The 15,160-nt window shown below is 73.1% G+C and carries 11 protein-coding genes; 4 read left to right on the top strand and 7 right to left on the bottom strand.

The genetic code is table 11. The annotated features are described in order from the left end of the window. Positions 1–252 precede the first annotated feature (252 nt). Positions 253–1,329 carry a septation protein SepH gene (gene sepH, locus UWG_RS0126020; RefSeq protein ID WP_016910125.1) on the top strand — a complete coding sequence of 359 codons (1,077 nt, stop codon included), beginning with the start codon at positions 253–255 and terminating at the stop codon, positions 1,327–1,329. A gap of 98 nt (positions 1,330–1,427) precedes the next feature. On the opposite strand, the gene UWG_RS0126015 is transcribed toward sepH, so the two are convergent. Further along, positions 1,428–2,276, bottom strand: a complete 849-nt coding sequence (locus UWG_RS0126015; protein ID WP_029391784.1) for a sulfurtransferase — start codon at positions 2,274–2,276, stop codon at positions 1,428–1,430. A 134-nt stretch (positions 2,277–2,410) separates the two neighbouring features. On the opposite strand from UWG_RS0126015, the gene UWG_RS0126010 reads away from it, so the two are divergent. Beyond that, positions 2,411–3,199: a VOC family protein gene (locus tag UWG_RS0126010; RefSeq protein WP_016910123.1), complete on the top strand. Its 789-nt coding sequence runs from the start codon at positions 2,411–2,413 to the stop codon at positions 3,197–3,199. A gap of 7 nt (positions 3,200–3,206) precedes the next feature. Here the strand turns inward: UWG_RS0126010 and UWG_RS0126005 are convergent, their stop codons facing one another. From UWG_RS0126005 to UWG_RS0125995, 3 genes are all read right to left on the bottom strand, one after another. After that, positions 3,207–4,394 carry an alkaline phosphatase family protein gene (locus tag UWG_RS0126005; protein WP_016910122.1) on the bottom strand — a complete coding sequence of 396 codons (1,188 nt, stop codon included), beginning with the start codon at positions 4,392–4,394 and terminating at the stop codon, positions 3,207–3,209. Further along, positions 4,391–4,990, bottom strand: coding sequence for a DUF5998 family protein (locus UWG_RS0126000; protein ID WP_016910121.1), 600 nt, complete (start codon positions 4,988–4,990; stop codon positions 4,391–4,393). Before UWG_RS0126000 ends, UWG_RS0126005 begins: the two co-directional genes overlap by 4 nt. An 80-nt stretch (positions 4,991–5,070) precedes the next feature. Beyond that, complete coding sequence (locus UWG_RS0125995; protein WP_016910120.1) at positions 5,071–7,926, bottom strand: bifunctional acetate--CoA ligase family protein/GNAT family N-acetyltransferase; 2,856 nt, start codon at positions 7,924–7,926, stop codon at positions 5,071–5,073. A 179-nt stretch (positions 7,927–8,105) separates the two neighbouring features. On the opposite strand from UWG_RS0125995, the gene UWG_RS0125990 reads away from it, so the two are divergent. Next, on the top strand, positions 8,106–8,402 hold the full coding sequence (locus UWG_RS0125990) for an HPr family phosphocarrier protein (protein ID WP_016910119.1): 297 nt from the start codon (positions 8,106–8,108) through the stop codon (positions 8,400–8,402). A 135-nt stretch (positions 8,403–8,537) separates the two neighbouring features. Here UWG_RS0125990 and UWG_RS0125985 read toward each other — a convergent pair whose 3' ends face one another. The 3 genes from UWG_RS0125985 to UWG_RS0125975 form a co-directional block, all read right to left on the bottom strand. Beyond that, positions 8,538–9,185, bottom strand: a complete 648-nt coding sequence (locus UWG_RS0125985; protein WP_016910118.1) for a GntR family transcriptional regulator — start codon at positions 9,183–9,185, stop codon at positions 8,538–8,540. Between the two features lie 203 nt (positions 9,186–9,388). Then, positions 9,389–10,768: a M16 family metallopeptidase gene (locus tag UWG_RS0125980; protein WP_050988651.1), complete on the bottom strand. Its 1,380-nt coding sequence runs from the start codon at positions 10,766–10,768 to the stop codon at positions 9,389–9,391. Between the two features lie 29 nt (positions 10,769–10,797). Continuing rightward, a complete protein-coding gene (locus tag UWG_RS0125975) occupies positions 10,798–12,162 on the bottom strand; it encodes a M16 family metallopeptidase (protein WP_033196384.1) in 1,365 nt (454 codons plus the stop codon). A 507-nt stretch (positions 12,163–12,669) separates the two neighbouring features. Here UWG_RS0125975 and UWG_RS0125965 point away from each other — a divergent pair. Continuing rightward, a complete protein-coding gene (locus UWG_RS0125965; protein ID WP_420235646.1) occupies positions 12,670–15,147 on the top strand; it encodes a DNA gyrase/topoisomerase IV subunit A in 2,478 nt (825 codons plus the stop codon). Positions 15,148–15,160 lie beyond the last annotated feature (13 nt).

The following is a 15,160-nucleotide window of genomic DNA, read 5'->3' as shown; positions in this document are numbered from 1 at the left end:
TCCACCCGGGTGGCCCAATGGAGTAGTGTGGCGAGCCCTGGTCTCGGACTGACCGGCGCAGGCTGCACAGGGTGACCGACGGTCACCATGGGTTGCAAGGAGGTAACCGTGCCATAACGGCGGCTTCGGGCACTCGCTCGGTACGTCGGGCAAGTCGGCAAGGTTGTGGCAGGCTGCGCCCGGGCAGGCCACACTCGTCTAGTGGGAGCAGCGACGCACGTGACGTCGGCAGGCACCACCCGGGAGGTTCCCATGCCCGAACTGCGTGTCGTGGCCGTCAGCAACGACGGCACACGGCTGGTGCTGAAAGCTGCCGACAGCACGGAATACACCCTTCCGATCGATGAGCGGCTGCGCGCCGCGGTCCGCAACGACCGTGCGCGGCTCGGCCAGATCGAGATCGAGGTGGAGAGCCACCTCCGCCCGCGGGACATCCAGGCTCGTATACGAGCCGGTGCCTCCGCCGAGGAGGTCGCATCCATGGCGGGCATCCCGGTCGACCGGGTACGCCGCTTCGAAGGGCCGGTGCTGGCGGAGCGGGCATTCATGGCCGAACGGGCACGGAAGACGCCCGTGCGCCGCCCCGGAGAGAACTCGGGACCGCAGCTCGGAGAAGCGGTGAGCGAACGCCTGCTCCTCCGCGGCGCCGACCGGGACACCGTGCACTGGGACTCCTGGCGCAGGGACGACGGCACTTGGGAAGTGCTGCTCGCCTACCGCGTGGCCGCCCAGGCGCACTCCGCGACGTGGACCTACGACCCACCGCGCCGTCTCGTCCAGGCCGTCGACGAGGGGGCACGCTCCCTCATCGGCGAGGCCGACGACACCCCGGAGCCGAGCTTCCCGTTCGTGCCGCGGATCGCACGGCTGCCGCGGGAGCGCGAGAGCGGCCAACCCCGTGAGACCGAGCCGGAGTCGGAGGCCCTGCCCGTCGACGACATGGTCGAGACCGCGGGCGACGGCGAACGTGATTCGCTGACCAGCCTCCTGGAGGCGGTGCCGAGCTTCCGCGGCGACATGGTCGTCCCCGAGCAGCAGTCCGCTCCCCCGGCGGCGTCGGCGAGTGCGCCACCCGTCGAGACCGAGCAGGAGGAGCCGGAAAGCGCGGAGGTCGAGGAGCCGGAGGAGGTCGAGCCGCCGGCACCGGCGGCGAGCGCCGGTTCCGCCTACGCCGACGTCCTGATGCCGCGCTCGGTCGCCGCCCACAGGGACCGCCTCAAGGGCAGCACGGACCGCCAGGCCGAGGCCGACGGCGTACGCCCCGGTCGCCGGGCTGCGGTACCGAGTTGGGACGAGATCGTCTTCGGGACGCGTCGCAAGAAGGAGTGAACCCGGCTCCCGGAGCCGACCCTTCGATGGCTGAATCAGTGCGCCGGGCCCGACCGCGCAGACCCGTCCGCCGGGTCCGCGGTCGGGCCCGGCGCGGTTCAGCCGCGCTCGGGCCCGGTCGCCACCGGCCGCGCGGGGTCGGCGGACCACTCGCTCCACGAGCCGGGGAAGAGCCGCGCACCGATCCCCGCGAGCCGGAGCGCGAGCACCTCGTGGGCGGCGGAAACACCGGAGCCGCAGTAGACGCCGACCTCGGCCCCCGGCCGCACCCCCAGCGCTTCGAAGCGTTCCGCCAGCGCCTCGGGCGTGCGAAAGGTTCCGGCGTCCGTGAGGTTCTCCGTGGTGGGCGCGGAGACGGCCCCCGGGATGTGCCCGGCCGCGGGATCCATCGGCTCGACGTCCCCTCGGTACCGCTCGGCCGCCCTCGCGTCGAGCAGCACTCCGCGCCGGGCGAGGGACGCGGCGCTCGACGGGTCGAGCACGGAGAAGGTGCCGGGGAGGGGGAGGAAGTCGCCCTCGGCGGGCTGCGGTTCCTCCGTCGTGAGGGGCAGGTCGGCCGCGCACCATGCGGCGAGCCCGCCGTCGAGGACGCTGACCTGCTGGTGCCCCGCCCACCCCAGCAGCCACCAGGCGCGCGCCGCGGCCCAGCCGCCGCTGGGCCCGCCTGCGTCGTAGGTGACGACCGGCCGGTCCTGCCGTACGCCTGCGCGGCGCATCGCCTCGCCGAACTGCTCGGCGGAAGGCAGCGGATGACGGCCGGTGCCCGGTTGCTGCGGGCCGGCGAGTTCGGTCTCCAGATCGACGTAGACGGCGCCGGGCAGGTGGCCTGCGGCGTACTCGGGGCGTCCCGGCGGACCGCCCAGTTGCCAGCGGACGTCGAGGAGCGTCGGCGACTCCCCGGCCTTCAGGTCGCCGGCGAGTTCGGCTGCGGAGATGATGTCTCTCATGCCGCTCATCTTCGCGCACCACGGCACGGTCGCAGGGCCGCTCTTCCGTACGGCCGGGCCCCGGCCGATACCGGCAACACCCGCAGGAACCACCGGAGTCGAGTTTGCACAGCACACGTGATGAGGAGCAAAGCATGAGCGAGGCTGCCGACCATCCCACCCCCGCGCCGGGCGCCCCCTGCTGGGTGAGCCTCCCGGTCCGCGGGCTCGCGGCGGCACAGGAGTTCTACGGAGGGCTCTTCGGCTGGGAGTTCGAGTCGGGTCCCGGCGGGCTCGGCCCGTACGTACGTGCCTACGTGAAGGGGGAGCCGGTCGCCGGCATGAGCGAGCGGCAGGCCGGCACCGAGCAGCTGCGTGTGACCTGGCTGCCGTTCTGGGCGAGCGGCGACGCCGGCGCCACGGCCGCTGAGGTCCGCGATCACGGCGGCACGGTCGCGGTGGGCCCGGTCGAATGGGAGGCGGAGGGGCGCGTGGTGATCGCCTCGGACACCGCGGGCGCCGCCTTCGGGGTCTGGGAGGGGACGCGGAGGTTCGGGTGGCGGGTCGCGGAGGTCGGCGTCACGGGAATCCCCGTCTGGTACGAACTGATCGTCCGCGAGGCGTGGTCGGCGGAGGCGTTCTACCGGGAGGTCTTCGGCCACGACGCGCTCGCCGAGGAATCCGCGCCCGACTACCTGACGCTCCGCCTCGAAGGGCAGCCGATCGCGGACGTCCTCGGCGTGGGCGACCGGCTGCCACGGGACCGCGGGCCGCACTGGAAAACGTACTTCGCCGTGGAGGACCCGGATGCGGCCGTCAGCACGGCCGTGCGCCTCGGCGGCCGCACGGTCCGGCCACCGCACGAGTCGCCGTACGGGCGGACGGCGACGCTCGCCGACCCGGAGGGCGCCCACTTCAGCGTGATCAGCCGCCGGCTGCTGTGAGCCTGCCTCAGCTCCGCACCTCAAGGAGCGGAACAAGCTGTTCCGCGGGGGTGGCGGAACCGTGCATGCCCACGAGCGCCGACTCCTTCGGCTCGCGCTCGCTCGCGACGACCGCACCGACACCGCTCATCACCACCAGCACGTCCCCCAGCCGCGGCAGCACCCGCTCCTCGACGGCAGGACCGAACCAGCCCAGCGCCACGGCCTCCTCGCGGGTGGCGACCCACGCGTCGCCTGCGAGCACCTCGCGCCAGACGGCGTGCACGTCGCCCGCGGCGCCCGGCACCGCGTAGATGTGCCGCATCCGGCCCTCGCCCCCGAGGTGGGCGACGCCCGCGCTCAGCTCCCAGTCCTCGTCGAAGTCGTGGCGCGCCTCGGGGGTGCGGGGGACGTCGACCATGCCGTGGTCGGCGGTGACGTACAGGACCGAGCGGGGCGGGAGTTGCTCGGCGAGGCGCTCGGCGAGGCGGTCGACGTACTGGAGCTGGCCGCGCCAGGCGTCCGAGTCGACGCCGTAGCGGTGCCCGTTGCCGTCGAGGTCGGCGTAGTAGGTGTAGACGAGGGAGCGGTCGCCCGCGGCGAGCTGCTCGGCCGCGACGTCCATGCGGTCCTCGGCGGAGAGGCGGCCGAGGAACTCGCCGCCGGAGAGCGCGATCCGGGTGAGCGGCGTCTCCTCGAAGTGCGGTGCCGTCACCTGGCAGGTGGCGACGCCCGCGGCCGCCGCGCGCTGGAAGACCGTCGGGTGGGGCTGCCAGCGGTACGGGTCGGTCCACGGCTGCCAGCGGAGCTGGTTCATCAGCCGGTTCTCCTCCGGGTCGAGGACCGTGTACCCGGGGAGGCCGTGGACGCCGGGCGGGAGGCCGGTGCCGACGGAGGCGAGCGAGGTGGCGGTCGTCGACGGGAAGCCGGCGGTGAGGGGGGTACCGGTGGAGCCGAGCGAGGTGTCGAGGAGCGAGGTGAGGAAGGGGGCCTCCGCCGGGTGCCGGCGCAGCAGCTCCCAGCCCATGCCGTCGACGAGGAAGACGCAGACGCGGTCGGCCGGTTCGACGGGCAGGCTCGGCGCGAAGCCGGGGACGTCCAATCCCGCCGCCGCGGTGGGCAGCAGGTCGGCGAGGGAGGCGGTGCCGTACCGCGGGACGGGGACGGTGGCCGGGTCGAGCGGTACCGGGTCGTGGGGGGCGGCGGGGTCGATCACCGGCCGGTGCCGCCGTGGGTCCCGGCGGTGGCTTCGGAGAGCGCCTGCGCGAAGTCGAGTGTCTGCCGGACGGTGTCGGGACCGTCGCCGGCCTCGCTCACCCGGAGCGAGAGGTCGTCGGCCGTGGAGGAGCCCGTGTAGCCGTGGTCGGCCTCGCAGTTGGGGTCGCCGCAGGTCGCCGGCTCCAGGTCGAGGCGCGAGACGGCGCCCCAGCCGATGGTGAGGACGACCTCGCGCGGCAGGGTGCGCGGAGTGTACGACTCGGGGTTGGCGACGACCCTGGAGAGCACGACCGAGGAGATCCGCTCCAGCTTCACCGACTCGGTCGAGGTGGTGGCGTAGGGCGAGGGCGAGGTGCCGTCGGCGGCCTGCTCGTCGGTGTGGCTGACGAGGAAGCGCGTGCCGGTGAGTACGAGCACGGTGACGTGGCGTCGGACCTCGTTGGAATCGAAGGTCGTCTCCTGGTGGACGAGGAACGAGGCAACCGCCTCGCCGCCCACCGCAGCCTCGACTGCCTCGGCTACGAGGGCCGGGTAGTAGCCGCTGCGCTCGATCGCCGCGCGCAGCCCCTGCGTCGTCGTACCGGTCTTCGCCATGTGGGCCATCCTACGGCCCACAGCGGGTGCCGAAAGCTCCCGGTTGGCGACCGTCCGCCGGCTCGTGCGGAGCGCCCGGTTCAATACGTCGGGAGACGCCGCGGACCGAGGTCGGCGCTGGGCTCGGGGGGCGCGAAGCGCACGGCGGCGCCGAGGACGGTGAGGCCCCTGGGGGCGACGACCACCGGGTCCAGGTCGACGCCGACGATCTCCGCGTGGTCGTCGAGGAGCCGCGAGACGCGCAGGAGCAGCTCCTCCAACGCCGCGGTGTCGACGGGCTGGGCACCGCGCCAGCCGAAGAGGATCGGCGCGGACTTGATCGTGCGCACCAGATCCGCCGCCTCGGTGTCGGTGACGGGCACGAGGCGGTAGCCGACGTCGCCGAGGAGCTCGGAGGGCGGTCCCGCGAGGCCGAAGGAGAGGACGGCGCCGATCGAGGGGTCGAGGACGGCGCGGACGACGGTGTCGACGCCCCTGGGCGCCATCTGCTGGATCACGGGCCGGAGTTCGGCCGGGCCGCCGAGCGCCTCGGTGAGTTCGGCGTAGGCGCGGCGCAGGTCGTCCTCGTCGGCGAGGTCGAGGCGGACGCCGCCGAGGTCGGAGCGGTGGCGCAGGTGCGGCGCCGTCGTCTTCAGCGCGACGGGGTAGCCGAGCGTGCGGGCGGCCGCTGCTGCCGCATCGGGGTCCGGGGCCGGGAGCGCGGTGCGGACGGGGATGCCGTACGCGTCCAACAGCCGTGCGGTCTCGGCCGGTTCGAGCGGGTGGCTGCGGCTGGGGAATCCGGGCCCCGGGCGGCCGGGGTCCGGACGGGAGGGCGCCTCGGCGCCGGGGGCGCCCTGGCCGAGCGGCTCGGGGGGCGCGGCGGCCGGGGCGTGCGCCTGGAACCGCTCCACGGCGCCGCGGAGAATGCGGGCTGCCTCCGCCTCGTCCACGTCGTACTCGGGGACGCGTCCGGCGCCGGACGCGGTGCGACGCCAGCGCGCGTGCCCCACCGCCTCCGCCAGCGCGTGCGCCGCGCGCTCGGGCGTCGGGTAGGAGGGGAAGGAGCGCTCGGCGAGCGACTCGTCGAGCCCTTCCAAGGCGAGGTGGACGACGGCGACCGGCTTACCCGCGCCCTCCGCCGCCTCGGCGAGCGCGTCGGCCAACTCGGCGGAGGCGCCGCGCGGATCGCCGGGGACGCCCGTCGCGACCGAGGGGATCGCGGTGACGACGACGGCGTCGGACTCCGGGTCGCGGAGGGCCTCGCGAAGGGCGGTGCCGAAGTCCGCGGGACCCGCGTCGGCGGCGAGTTCGACGACCGCGCCCGGACGCAGGCCGTCGAGGAGGCAGGCGTCGTAGGTGAGGAGGCCCAGCGCCTGCGTGTTGCCGAGGATGGCGACCCGCGGCCCTGCCGGCAGCGGCTGGCAGGCGAGGAGGACGCCGACGTCGAGGAGTTCGGTGTAGCTCTCGGCCATGATCACGCCTGCCTGGCGGAGCAGGGCCGTCGCCGTCGCGTCCGGCGTCCGCGACACGGGGACCGCGTGCCCCGGCGGGGGCGCGCTGCCGCTGTGCCGCGCTCCCTTGACGACGACGACCGGTTTGCGGGCTGCGGTGCGCTTGGCGAGCCGCGTGAACTTCCGCGGATTGCCGATCGATTCGAGGTACATGAGGGCGACGGTGGTCGCGTCGTCCTCGTCCCAGTACTGGAGGACGTCGTTGCCGGAGACGTCGGCGCGGTTCCCTGCCGACACGAAGGAGGAGAGGCCCGTGCCGCGGCCGTGCAGGGCTTCGAGCAGGGCGATGCCGATCGCTCCGGACTGGGTGAAGAGGCCGATGCGGCCGCCTCGCGGCATCTCCCTCGAAAGCGTGGCGTTGAGCCGCACCTCCGGGTCCGTGTTGATCAGCCCGAAGGCGTCGGGCCCCACGAGGCGCATCCCGTACGACCGTGCGAGCCGCACGAGTTCGCGCTGCTCCCCGCGGCCGAAGTCGCCGGAGAGGACGCTGAGCCCCTGGACGCCGGCGCGCCCGCACTCGGCGACGACGGACGCCGCCGAGGCGGCGGGCACCGCGAGCACGGCGAGGTCGACCTGCTCCGGGACCTCCTCGACCGAGCGGTACGCGGGGACTCCGCCGAGGCGCCGCGGTTCGGCATCCGCCGCACGGGCGGGCTCCAACTCGCGGTTGACCGCGTGGAGTCGACCCGTGAAACCCGCGGTGCGCAGGCTCTCCAGCACCGTGTGCCCCGCGCCCTCGCCGCTGCGGCTGACGCCGACCACAGCGACGGAGCCCGGCGCGAGGAGCCGGTGCACCGAGCGGCTCTCGGCGCGCTGCTCACGCGCTCGCATCACGGCGAGGGAGTGCTCCGTCGGCTCCAGGTCGAGGGTGAGATGGACGGAGCCGTCCTCGAAACTGCGGCGCTGCGAGTAGCCGGCGTCGGTGAAGACCTTGATCATTTTGCTGTTGGCGGGGAGCACCTCGGCTGCGAACCTGCGGACGCCGCGCTCCCCGGCGACGGCGCCGATGTGCTCGAGGAGCGTCGAGGCGACGCCTCTGCCCTGCTGGTCGTCGCGGACGAGGAAGGCGACCTCGGCCTCTTCGGCGGGGGCCATCGCCGGGCGGCCCGTCGCGTCGATGCGGTCGTAGCGCACCGTCGCGATGAACTCGCCGCCCACCGTGGCGGCGAGGCCGACCCGGTCGACGTAGTCGTGGTGCGTGAAGCGCCAGACGTCGCGGTCGGAGAGGCGGGGATAGGGCGCGAAGAAACGGTAGTACTTCGACTCGTCCGAGACCTGCTCGTAGAAGCTGACGAGGCGGTCGGCGTCCTCCGGCGTGATCGGCCTGATCCTGGCGGTGCCGCCGTCGCGCAGGACCACGTCGGCCTCCCAGTGGCTCGGGTAGACGGACGTCTGCGGTTCCTGCGTTCCTCGGCGCGCGCCGGCCTCCGCATCGCTCTGCATGATCCAAGGGTATGTCCGACGCCGGCTCGGGGAGCGGGCCTTGCGGCACCCGTGGGGCATGGCCGAACGGCTCCGGTGGGCAGAGGTGCACGTGCCAGACTTGGCGGGCGGCGGTGCGCCGTCGCCGCCGGCCGCATCCGGCACGTCCAGGAACCGACCGCCGCACGAAGGGGAACACCATGGCCGAGCGTCACGTCATCATCGGCTGGGCCGAAGGGCTGCACGCCCGTCCCGCCTCGATCTTCTGCCGTGCCGCCGCTGCGTCCGGCATCCCCGTCACCGTCCGCAAGAAGGAGGGGGGCGATCCGGTCAACGCCGCTTCGATGCTGGGGGTGCTCGCGCTCGGCGCCGAGGGCGGTGACGAGATCGTTCTCGCCGCCGGTGGGGATGCCGACGCAGCGGAGGCGGAATCCGCTCTCGACCGGCTCGCCACGCTCGTCTCCGAGGGGCTCGACGAACTGCCCGAAGCCGTCTGAGGATTGCGTTGCATTTCGGGTGCGAAATCACAGGCGTGAGACTTGCGCGAACCGCGTGAGTGGAATTACTCCGTCTTTGTGTACGGACCGTGTCACGGAGGCGCGCGCACCGTGTCGACGGCAGGTTTCGCGCGGTCACACACCTTCGGGTCGCAGTGGCGCGGCGCGCCGCAACCGGTGGAACGCCGCGCTGTGTTCGGCCTCACGGGCCGCTAGTGCACGGGCGCGCTCGGCGTCGCCTCTCGCCACTGCGTCGACGAGGGCGCCGCGCTCCTGCCAGTCGGTCGCCCGTGCGGCGGGCTCCACCGCGTAGAGCCAGGCGACCTTTCTCCGCAGCTGCGTGAGGAGGTCGGCGAGGCCCTTGCTGTCGGCGGCCTGTGTCAGCGTTTCCTGGAACCACTCTCCGAGTTGGCGCAGGTCGGAGAGGTGGCCCTGGGCGACGCGGCGGCGGCCGAGGCGGACGAGTCCGCGCAGCACGCGCAGGTGCGCCTCGGTCCGGCGGTGCGCCGCACGCGCGGCGCCGAGCGGCTCCAAGAGCAGGCGCACGTCCAGCAGGTCGGCCGCCTCGCGGGAGGTCAGCTCGGCGACGAAGGCGCCGGCGTGCGGCCGGATCGTCACGAAGCCTTCGGAGTCGAGCGTCCGCAGCGCCTCGCGCACCGGGACCCGGGAGACGCCGTACCGGCGCGCGAGCAGGTCCTCCGTGAGCCTGCTGCCGGGTGGCAGCGCGCCCGCGATGATCTCGTCGCGTATCGCTGTGCAGACCGAGTGCGCGGAGATTCGCATGAGGGAACTGTAGGGCAGCGAACGGCCGATTCGGGGACCGCATGTTCCGTCCGTGTGAATACGACGTGAAAAGACCGCCGGCGTGCGGGAGTTCTACCGGTCATTCCTTTCGCGGGCACGGACGCGCGCACGGCGCAGCGCCGAGAACGACGGAGGCGGTGGCCGGGCCGGTGCCCGTCCACCGCCTCGGCGCGGTCTGCGGCTCAGTCGACGATCTCGACGTCGCCGATCCCCAACTCGCGGACGTCGTCGGCGATCTGCTCCGCGTCCCCGACGAGCACCGCCACGAGACGGTCCGCGGGGAAGGCGCTCACCGCGGCCGCCGTCGCCTCGACTGTCCCCGTCTCCGCGAGGCGGGTGTACAGCTGGGACTGGTAGTCGTCCGGAAGGTGCTGCTCCACCTGGTCGGCGAGGGTGCCGGCGACGGCCGCGGCCGTCTCGTACCGCAGCGGGGCGACACCGACGAGGTTGCGCACCGCGGTGTCGCGCTCCTCGTCGGTGAGGCCCTCGGCCGCGAGGGTGCGGAGCACCTCCCACAGATCGGCGAGGGCGGGCTTTGTGACGTCCGTCGCCACCGAACCGCTGATCGCCAGGAGGGAGGCGCCGGCCGAGACGCCCTCGCCGGACGCCGGCCCCGACCGCAGCACCTGCCCGAACGCGCGGACCCCGTACGTGTATCCCTTCTCCTCGCGCAGCACGCGGTCGAGGCGCGACGTGAGGGTGCCGCCGAGGCAGTAGACGCCGAGGACCTGCGCGGGCCAGACGCTGTCGTGCCGATCGGGACCGACGCGCCCCAGGAGCAGCTGCGTCTGCACCGCCCCCGGGCGGTTGACGATCACGACGCGTCCGCGGTCGTCCGCGGTGATCGGCGGCATCGGCGGCGGCTCGATCACCCGGCCCGTCCAGGCGCCGAGCGTGTCGGCGAAGACGGCCTCCGGGTCGAGGTCGCCGAAGTCCCCGACGGCGACGACCGTCGCGGTGTGCGGGGTGACGTGGGCCTCGTAGAAGGCGCGGACGGCCGCCGCGTCGATCCGCGCGATGCTTTCCTCGGTGCCCTGCCGCGGCCTCGACATGCGCGACCCGACCGGGAAGAGCTGACGCGAGAGCTCCTTCGCCGCGCGCCGGGCCGGGCTCGCGAGCTCGTGCGGGATCTCGTCGAGCCGGTTGGCGACGAGGCGCTCGATCTCCGCGTCGGGGAAGGCGGGGGCGCGCAGCGCATCGGCGAGGAGGCCGAGTGCCTTCGGCAGGCGAGAGGCGGGGACCTCCAACGAGACGCGGACGCCGGGATGGTCGGCGAAGGCGTCGAGGGTGGCGCCGCACCGCTCCAGCTCGGCCGCGAACTCCTCCGCGTCGTGCTTGTCCGTGCCCTCGCTCAGGGCGCGGGCCATGATCGTGGCGACGCCGTCGAGGTCCTCGGGCTCGGTGTCGAGGGGGGCGGGGAGGTTCACCTCGACCGCCACGACCTGCTGGCCGGGCCGCGGGCAGTGCAACAGCGTGAGCCCGTTGGCGAGTCGGGTCCGCTCGGGTGCCGGGAAGGCCCACGGCTGGGGGCGGCCGCTCTGCGGCTGCGGGTGGAACTCCATCGTGGCACCCGCGGTGCCTGCTGCCTCGCTCACTGGGCGGTCTCCTCCTGGTCGTGCGCGGTCGCTTCGGCGTCCGCTGCGGGGGCCTCGGTCGGCTCGTAGACGAGGACCGCGCGGTTGTCGGGCCGCAGGCGCGCGGCCGCGACCTCGCGGACCTCCTCCGCCGTGACGGCGAGGACGCGCGCGGTCGCGGTGAGGGCGAGCTGGGGGTCCCCGAAGAGGACGGCGTAGCGGCAGAGTTCGTCGGCGCGGCCGCCCACCGTGGCGAGCTGGTCGAGCCACTCGCGCTCCAACTGCGCCTGGGCGCGCTCCATTTCCTCCGGGGTCGGCCCCTCCTCGGCGAAGCGGCGCAGCTCCTCGTCGACGGCGGACTCGATCTCGGCGATCTCCGCGCCGCCCGACGCCTTGACGTCGAGCCAGCCGAGGGAGGGAGCGCCGGCGAGGCGGAGCATCCCGAAGCCGGCGGCGACGGCCGTGCGGTCGTGGCGGACGAGGCGGTTGTGGAGGCGCGAGGACTCGCCGCCGCCGAGCACCGTCAACGCGAGGTCGGCGGCGTCGCCCGCGCGGGTGCCGTCGGCGGGCAGGCGGTAGGCGGCCATGAGCGCCCGGGAGGGGACGTCCTCCTCGATCAACTGCCGCTGCTCGGCGCCGATCACCTCGGGGAGCGAGCCGTCGCGCGGCGGCTGCTTGCCGGAGTGCGACGGGATGGTGCCGAAGTACTTCTCGACCCAGGCGAGCGTCTGCTCCGGGTCGATGTCGCCGACGACCGAGAGGACGGCGTTGCTCGGCGCGTAGTAGGTCCGGAAGAAGGCCCGGGCGTCCTCCAGGGAGGCGGCGTCGAGGTCGGCCATGGAGCCGATCGGGGTGTGGTGGTAAGGGTGGCCCTCGGGGTAGGCCATCGCCGTCAGGCGCTCGAAGGCGGTGCCGTAGGGGACGTTGTCGTAGCGCTGGCGGCGCTCGTTCTTGACCACGTCGCGCTGGTTCTCCATCGACTCCTCGTCGAGCGCGGTGAGGAGCGAACCCATGCGGTCGGCTTCGAGCCACAGGGCGAGTTCGAGCTCGTGCGCCGGCATCGTCTCGAAGTAGTTGGTGCGCTCGAAGCTGGTGGTGCCGTTGAGCGAGCCGCCGGCGCCCTGGACCAGCTCGAAGTGGCCGTTCCCCGCCACCTGTGCGGAGCCCTGGAACATCAGGTGCTCGAAGAGGTGAGCGAGGCCGGTGCGGCCCTCCACCTCGTGCCGGGAACCGACGTCGTACCAGAGGCAGACGGCGGCGACCGGGGTCTGGTGGTCCTCGGAGAGCACCACCCGCAGTCCGTTGGGGAGTCGGTGCTCGGTGGCGCTGAGCCCACCCGTCGGCGCCTGCTGCGCGGAGGAGGGCGGGGGCGTGTGGCCCATGGGCGTGGAGTCCCTTCGCTCGCTGAAGAACACGCTGGGGATCGCGTGCACCGCTGTCGCGTACGTCGCCTGCGTAGCAGCGGACGATGCTGTCACTCTAGGCAACCACCTGGGAGAGATGCGAAGTTCCCCCTGAACTCCCCCGACGGTTACCGGCCAGCCTTCAGCCGTGCGCCGCGCAGATCACCAACGTACGTGCCGGGTACGACAACGCGGGCCGTGCGACGAACCGCGGGCGCACGTCCACGGCAGGGCGCGCGGAGCGTGCGCGGGGCCCGCGAGGGCCGCTCGGGGGGCGCGTGTGCCGGGTCGGCGGGCCGACTGTCGGCGGCGCGGGCCACAATGGTCGGCGTCGCACACCCGCACCCGGCGCGAGGGCACCGCCGCGCCGCCGGCACCGCAGGCACACCCGCCGCCAGACAGGTGCCCCGTGTCCGACGCCGCGCACCACCCCGCACACCGCCGAACAGAAGCAGACGAACGCAGAACGAAGGAGCCGCAGCCGCGATGGCCCGCCGCAGCACATCCCCCGCACCCGCAGGCGCCTCGGGGAGCAACTCCCAAGGAGACGTGGATCTCGAGGAGCGCATCCTCGACATCGACGTCGTCGACGAGATGCAGGCTTCCTACCTGGAGTACGCGTACTCGGTCATCTACTCGCGCGCGCTCCCCGACGCCAGGGACGGCATGAAGCCGGTGCAGCGCCGCATCCTCTACCAGATGCACGAGATGGGGCTTCGCCCGGAGCGCTCGTACGTCAAGTGCGCCCGCGTGGTCGGCGAAGTGATGGGCCGTCTGCACCCGCACGGCGACAGCGCCATCTACGACGCGCTGGTGCGCCTCGCCCAGTCGTTCACGATGCGCCTGCCCCTCGTCGACGGCCACGGCAACTTCGGCTCCCTCGGCAACGACGACCCGCCCGCCGCGATGCGGTACACCGAGTGCCGTTCGGCTCCGGCCGCGGGCCTCATGACGGAGTCGATCGACGAGGAGACGGTCGACTTCGCGCCGAACTACGACGGCAGCCAGAACGAACCCGGCACGCTCCCGGCCGCGTACCCCAACCTCCTCGTCAACGGGGCGTCCGGCATCGCCGTCGGCATGGCGACGAACATGCCGCCGCACAACCTCGGCGAAGTCATCGCGGCGGCACGGCACTTGATCAAGCACCCCAACGCCGACCTGGAAACCCTCATGGGTTTCGTCCCCGGCCCCGACCTGCCCACCGGCGGTCGGATCGTGGGTCTCGACGGGATCAAGGACGCCTACACCAAGGGCCGCGGCACCTTCAAGATCCGCGCCACCGTCTCCGTCGAGCAGGTCACGGCGCGCCGCAAGGGCCTCGTCGTCACCCAACTCCCGTTCACCGTCGGGCCGGAGAAGGTCATCTCCAAGATCAAGGACCTCGTCAACGGCAAGCGACTTCAGGGCATCGCCGACGTCAAGGACCTCACCGACCGGGAACACGGCCTGCGCCTGGTGATCGAGGTGAAGAACGGCTTCAACCCCGAGGCCGTGCTGGGGCAGCTCTACAAGCTGACGCCGATGGAGGACTCCTTCGGCATCAACAACGTGGCACTCGTCGACGGCCAGCCGCTCACGCTCGGCCTGCGCGAGCTGCTCCAGGTCTACGTCGACCACCGCTTCGAAGTCGTGCGCAGGCGCAGCGAGTTCCGCCGGACCAAGCGGAGGGACCGGCTCCATCTCGTCGAGGGGCTGCTCGTGGCGCTCGTCGACATCGACGAGGTGATCCGGATCATCCGCTCCAGCGAGAACGCGGCCGAGGCCAAGACGACCCTGATCGAGCGCTTCTCGCTCAGCGACGTACAGACCCAGTACATTCTCGACACCCCGCTGCGCAGGCTCACCAAGTTCGACCGCCTGGAGCTGGAGGACGAGCGGGAGAAGCTCACCGGCGAGATCGCCCGCCTCACCGAGATCCTCGAATCCGACAAGGAGCTGCGCAAGGTCGTCTCCTCCGAACTGTCCGCCGTGGCCAAGAAATTCGGCACGCCCCGCCGCACCGAACTGCTGGACTCGGCGGAGGCGCCCGTCGTCTCGGTACCGCTCGAGGTGTCCGACGACCCGTGCCGCGTGCTCCTCTCCTCGACGGGGCTGCTCGCGCGCACCGCCAACGGGGAAACCTCGTTCGCTGAGTCGGCGAAGCGCAGCAAGCACGACGTCGTCGTCTCGGCCGTCCCCGCCACGACGCGCGGCGAGGTCGGCGCCGTCACCTCGTCCGGGCGCCTGCTGCGCGTCTCCGTCGTCGACCTCCCGCAGCTCCCGGAGAAGGCGAGCACGCCGAACCTCTCGGGCGGCGCCCAGGTCAGCGAGTTCCTCACCCTGGAGGAGGGCGAGAGCCTCGTCTGCCTCACCACCCTCGACGAGTCGTCGCCCGGCATCGCTCTCGGCACCGAGCAGGGGATCGTGAAACGGGTCGTCCCCGACTACCCGTCGAACAAGGAGGAGTTGGAGGTCATCACACTCAAGGGCGACGACCGGATCGTCGGCGCCGTCGAGCTGCGCACGGGTGAGGAGGACCTCGTCTTCGTCACCGAGAACGCGCACCTGCTGCGGTACCAGGCGGGCCAGGTGCGTCCGCAGGGGCGGCCGGCCGGAGGTGTCGCCGGCGTGAAACTGGCGGAGGGCTCGCGGGCGCTCTTCTTCGGCGCCGTCGACCCCTCGGCCGACGCCTCGGTCTTCACCGTCGCAGGGACGGAGGGCACGCTCGCCGATTCCCTCGGCACGACCAAGCTCACGCCCTTCGACCAGTACCCGCGCAAGGGGCGCGCCACGGGCGGCGTGCGCTGCCAGCGCTTCCTCAAGGGCGAGGACCGGCTCACCTTCGCCTGGGTCGGCCCGTCCCCGGCCCGCGCCGCGACCGCCTCCGGCGCACCGGCCGAACTCCCCGAGCCCGACCCGCGCCGCGACGGCTCGGGTGTGCCGCTCGCCAAGCCCGTCGCCGCCGTGGCCGGGCCCGTCTGATCCGCACCGGCGC

It is taken from the genome of Streptomyces xiaopingdaonensis, from assembly GCF_000262345.1.
Classification (GTDB): Bacteria; Actinomycetota; Actinomycetes; order Streptomycetales; family Streptomycetaceae; genus Streptomyces; species Streptomyces xiaopingdaonensis.
This window is presented reverse-complemented; position numbering and strand designations above follow the sequence as displayed.

Coding starts and splice junctions, on each gene's coding strand:
- UWG_RS0126010 (WP_016910123.1), top strand. CDS start 2,411: ATGAGCGAGGCTGCCGACCATCCCACCCCCGCGCCGGGCGCCCCCTGC.
- UWG_RS0125990 (WP_016910119.1), top strand. CDS start 8,106: ATGGCCGAGCGTCACGTCATCATCGGCTGGGCCGAAGGGCTGCACGCC.
- sepH (WP_016910125.1), top strand. CDS start 253: ATGCCCGAACTGCGTGTCGTGGCCGTCAGCAACGACGGCACACGGCTG.
- UWG_RS0126000 (WP_016910121.1), bottom strand. CDS start 4,990: ATGGCGAAGACCGGTACGACGACGCAGGGGCTGCGCGCGGCGATCGAG.
- UWG_RS0125995 (WP_016910120.1), bottom strand. CDS start 7,926: ATGCAGAGCGATGCGGAGGCCGGCGCGCGCCGAGGAACGCAGGAACCG.
- UWG_RS0125975 (WP_033196384.1), bottom strand. CDS start 12,162: ATGGGCCACACGCCCCCGCCCTCCTCCGCGCAGCAGGCGCCGACGGGT.
- UWG_RS0125980 (WP_050988651.1), bottom strand. CDS start 10,768: ATGGAGTTCCACCCGCAGCCGCAGAGCGGCCGCCCCCAGCCGTGGGCC.
- UWG_RS0125965 (WP_420235646.1), top strand. CDS start 12,670: ATGGCCCGCCGCAGCACATCCCCCGCACCCGCAGGCGCCTCGGGGAGC.
- UWG_RS0125985 (WP_016910118.1), bottom strand. CDS start 9,185: ATGCGAATCTCCGCGCACTCGGTCTGCACAGCGATACGCGACGAGATC.
- UWG_RS0126015 (WP_029391784.1), bottom strand. CDS start 2,276: ATGAGAGACATCATCTCCGCAGCCGAACTCGCCGGCGACCTGAAGGCC.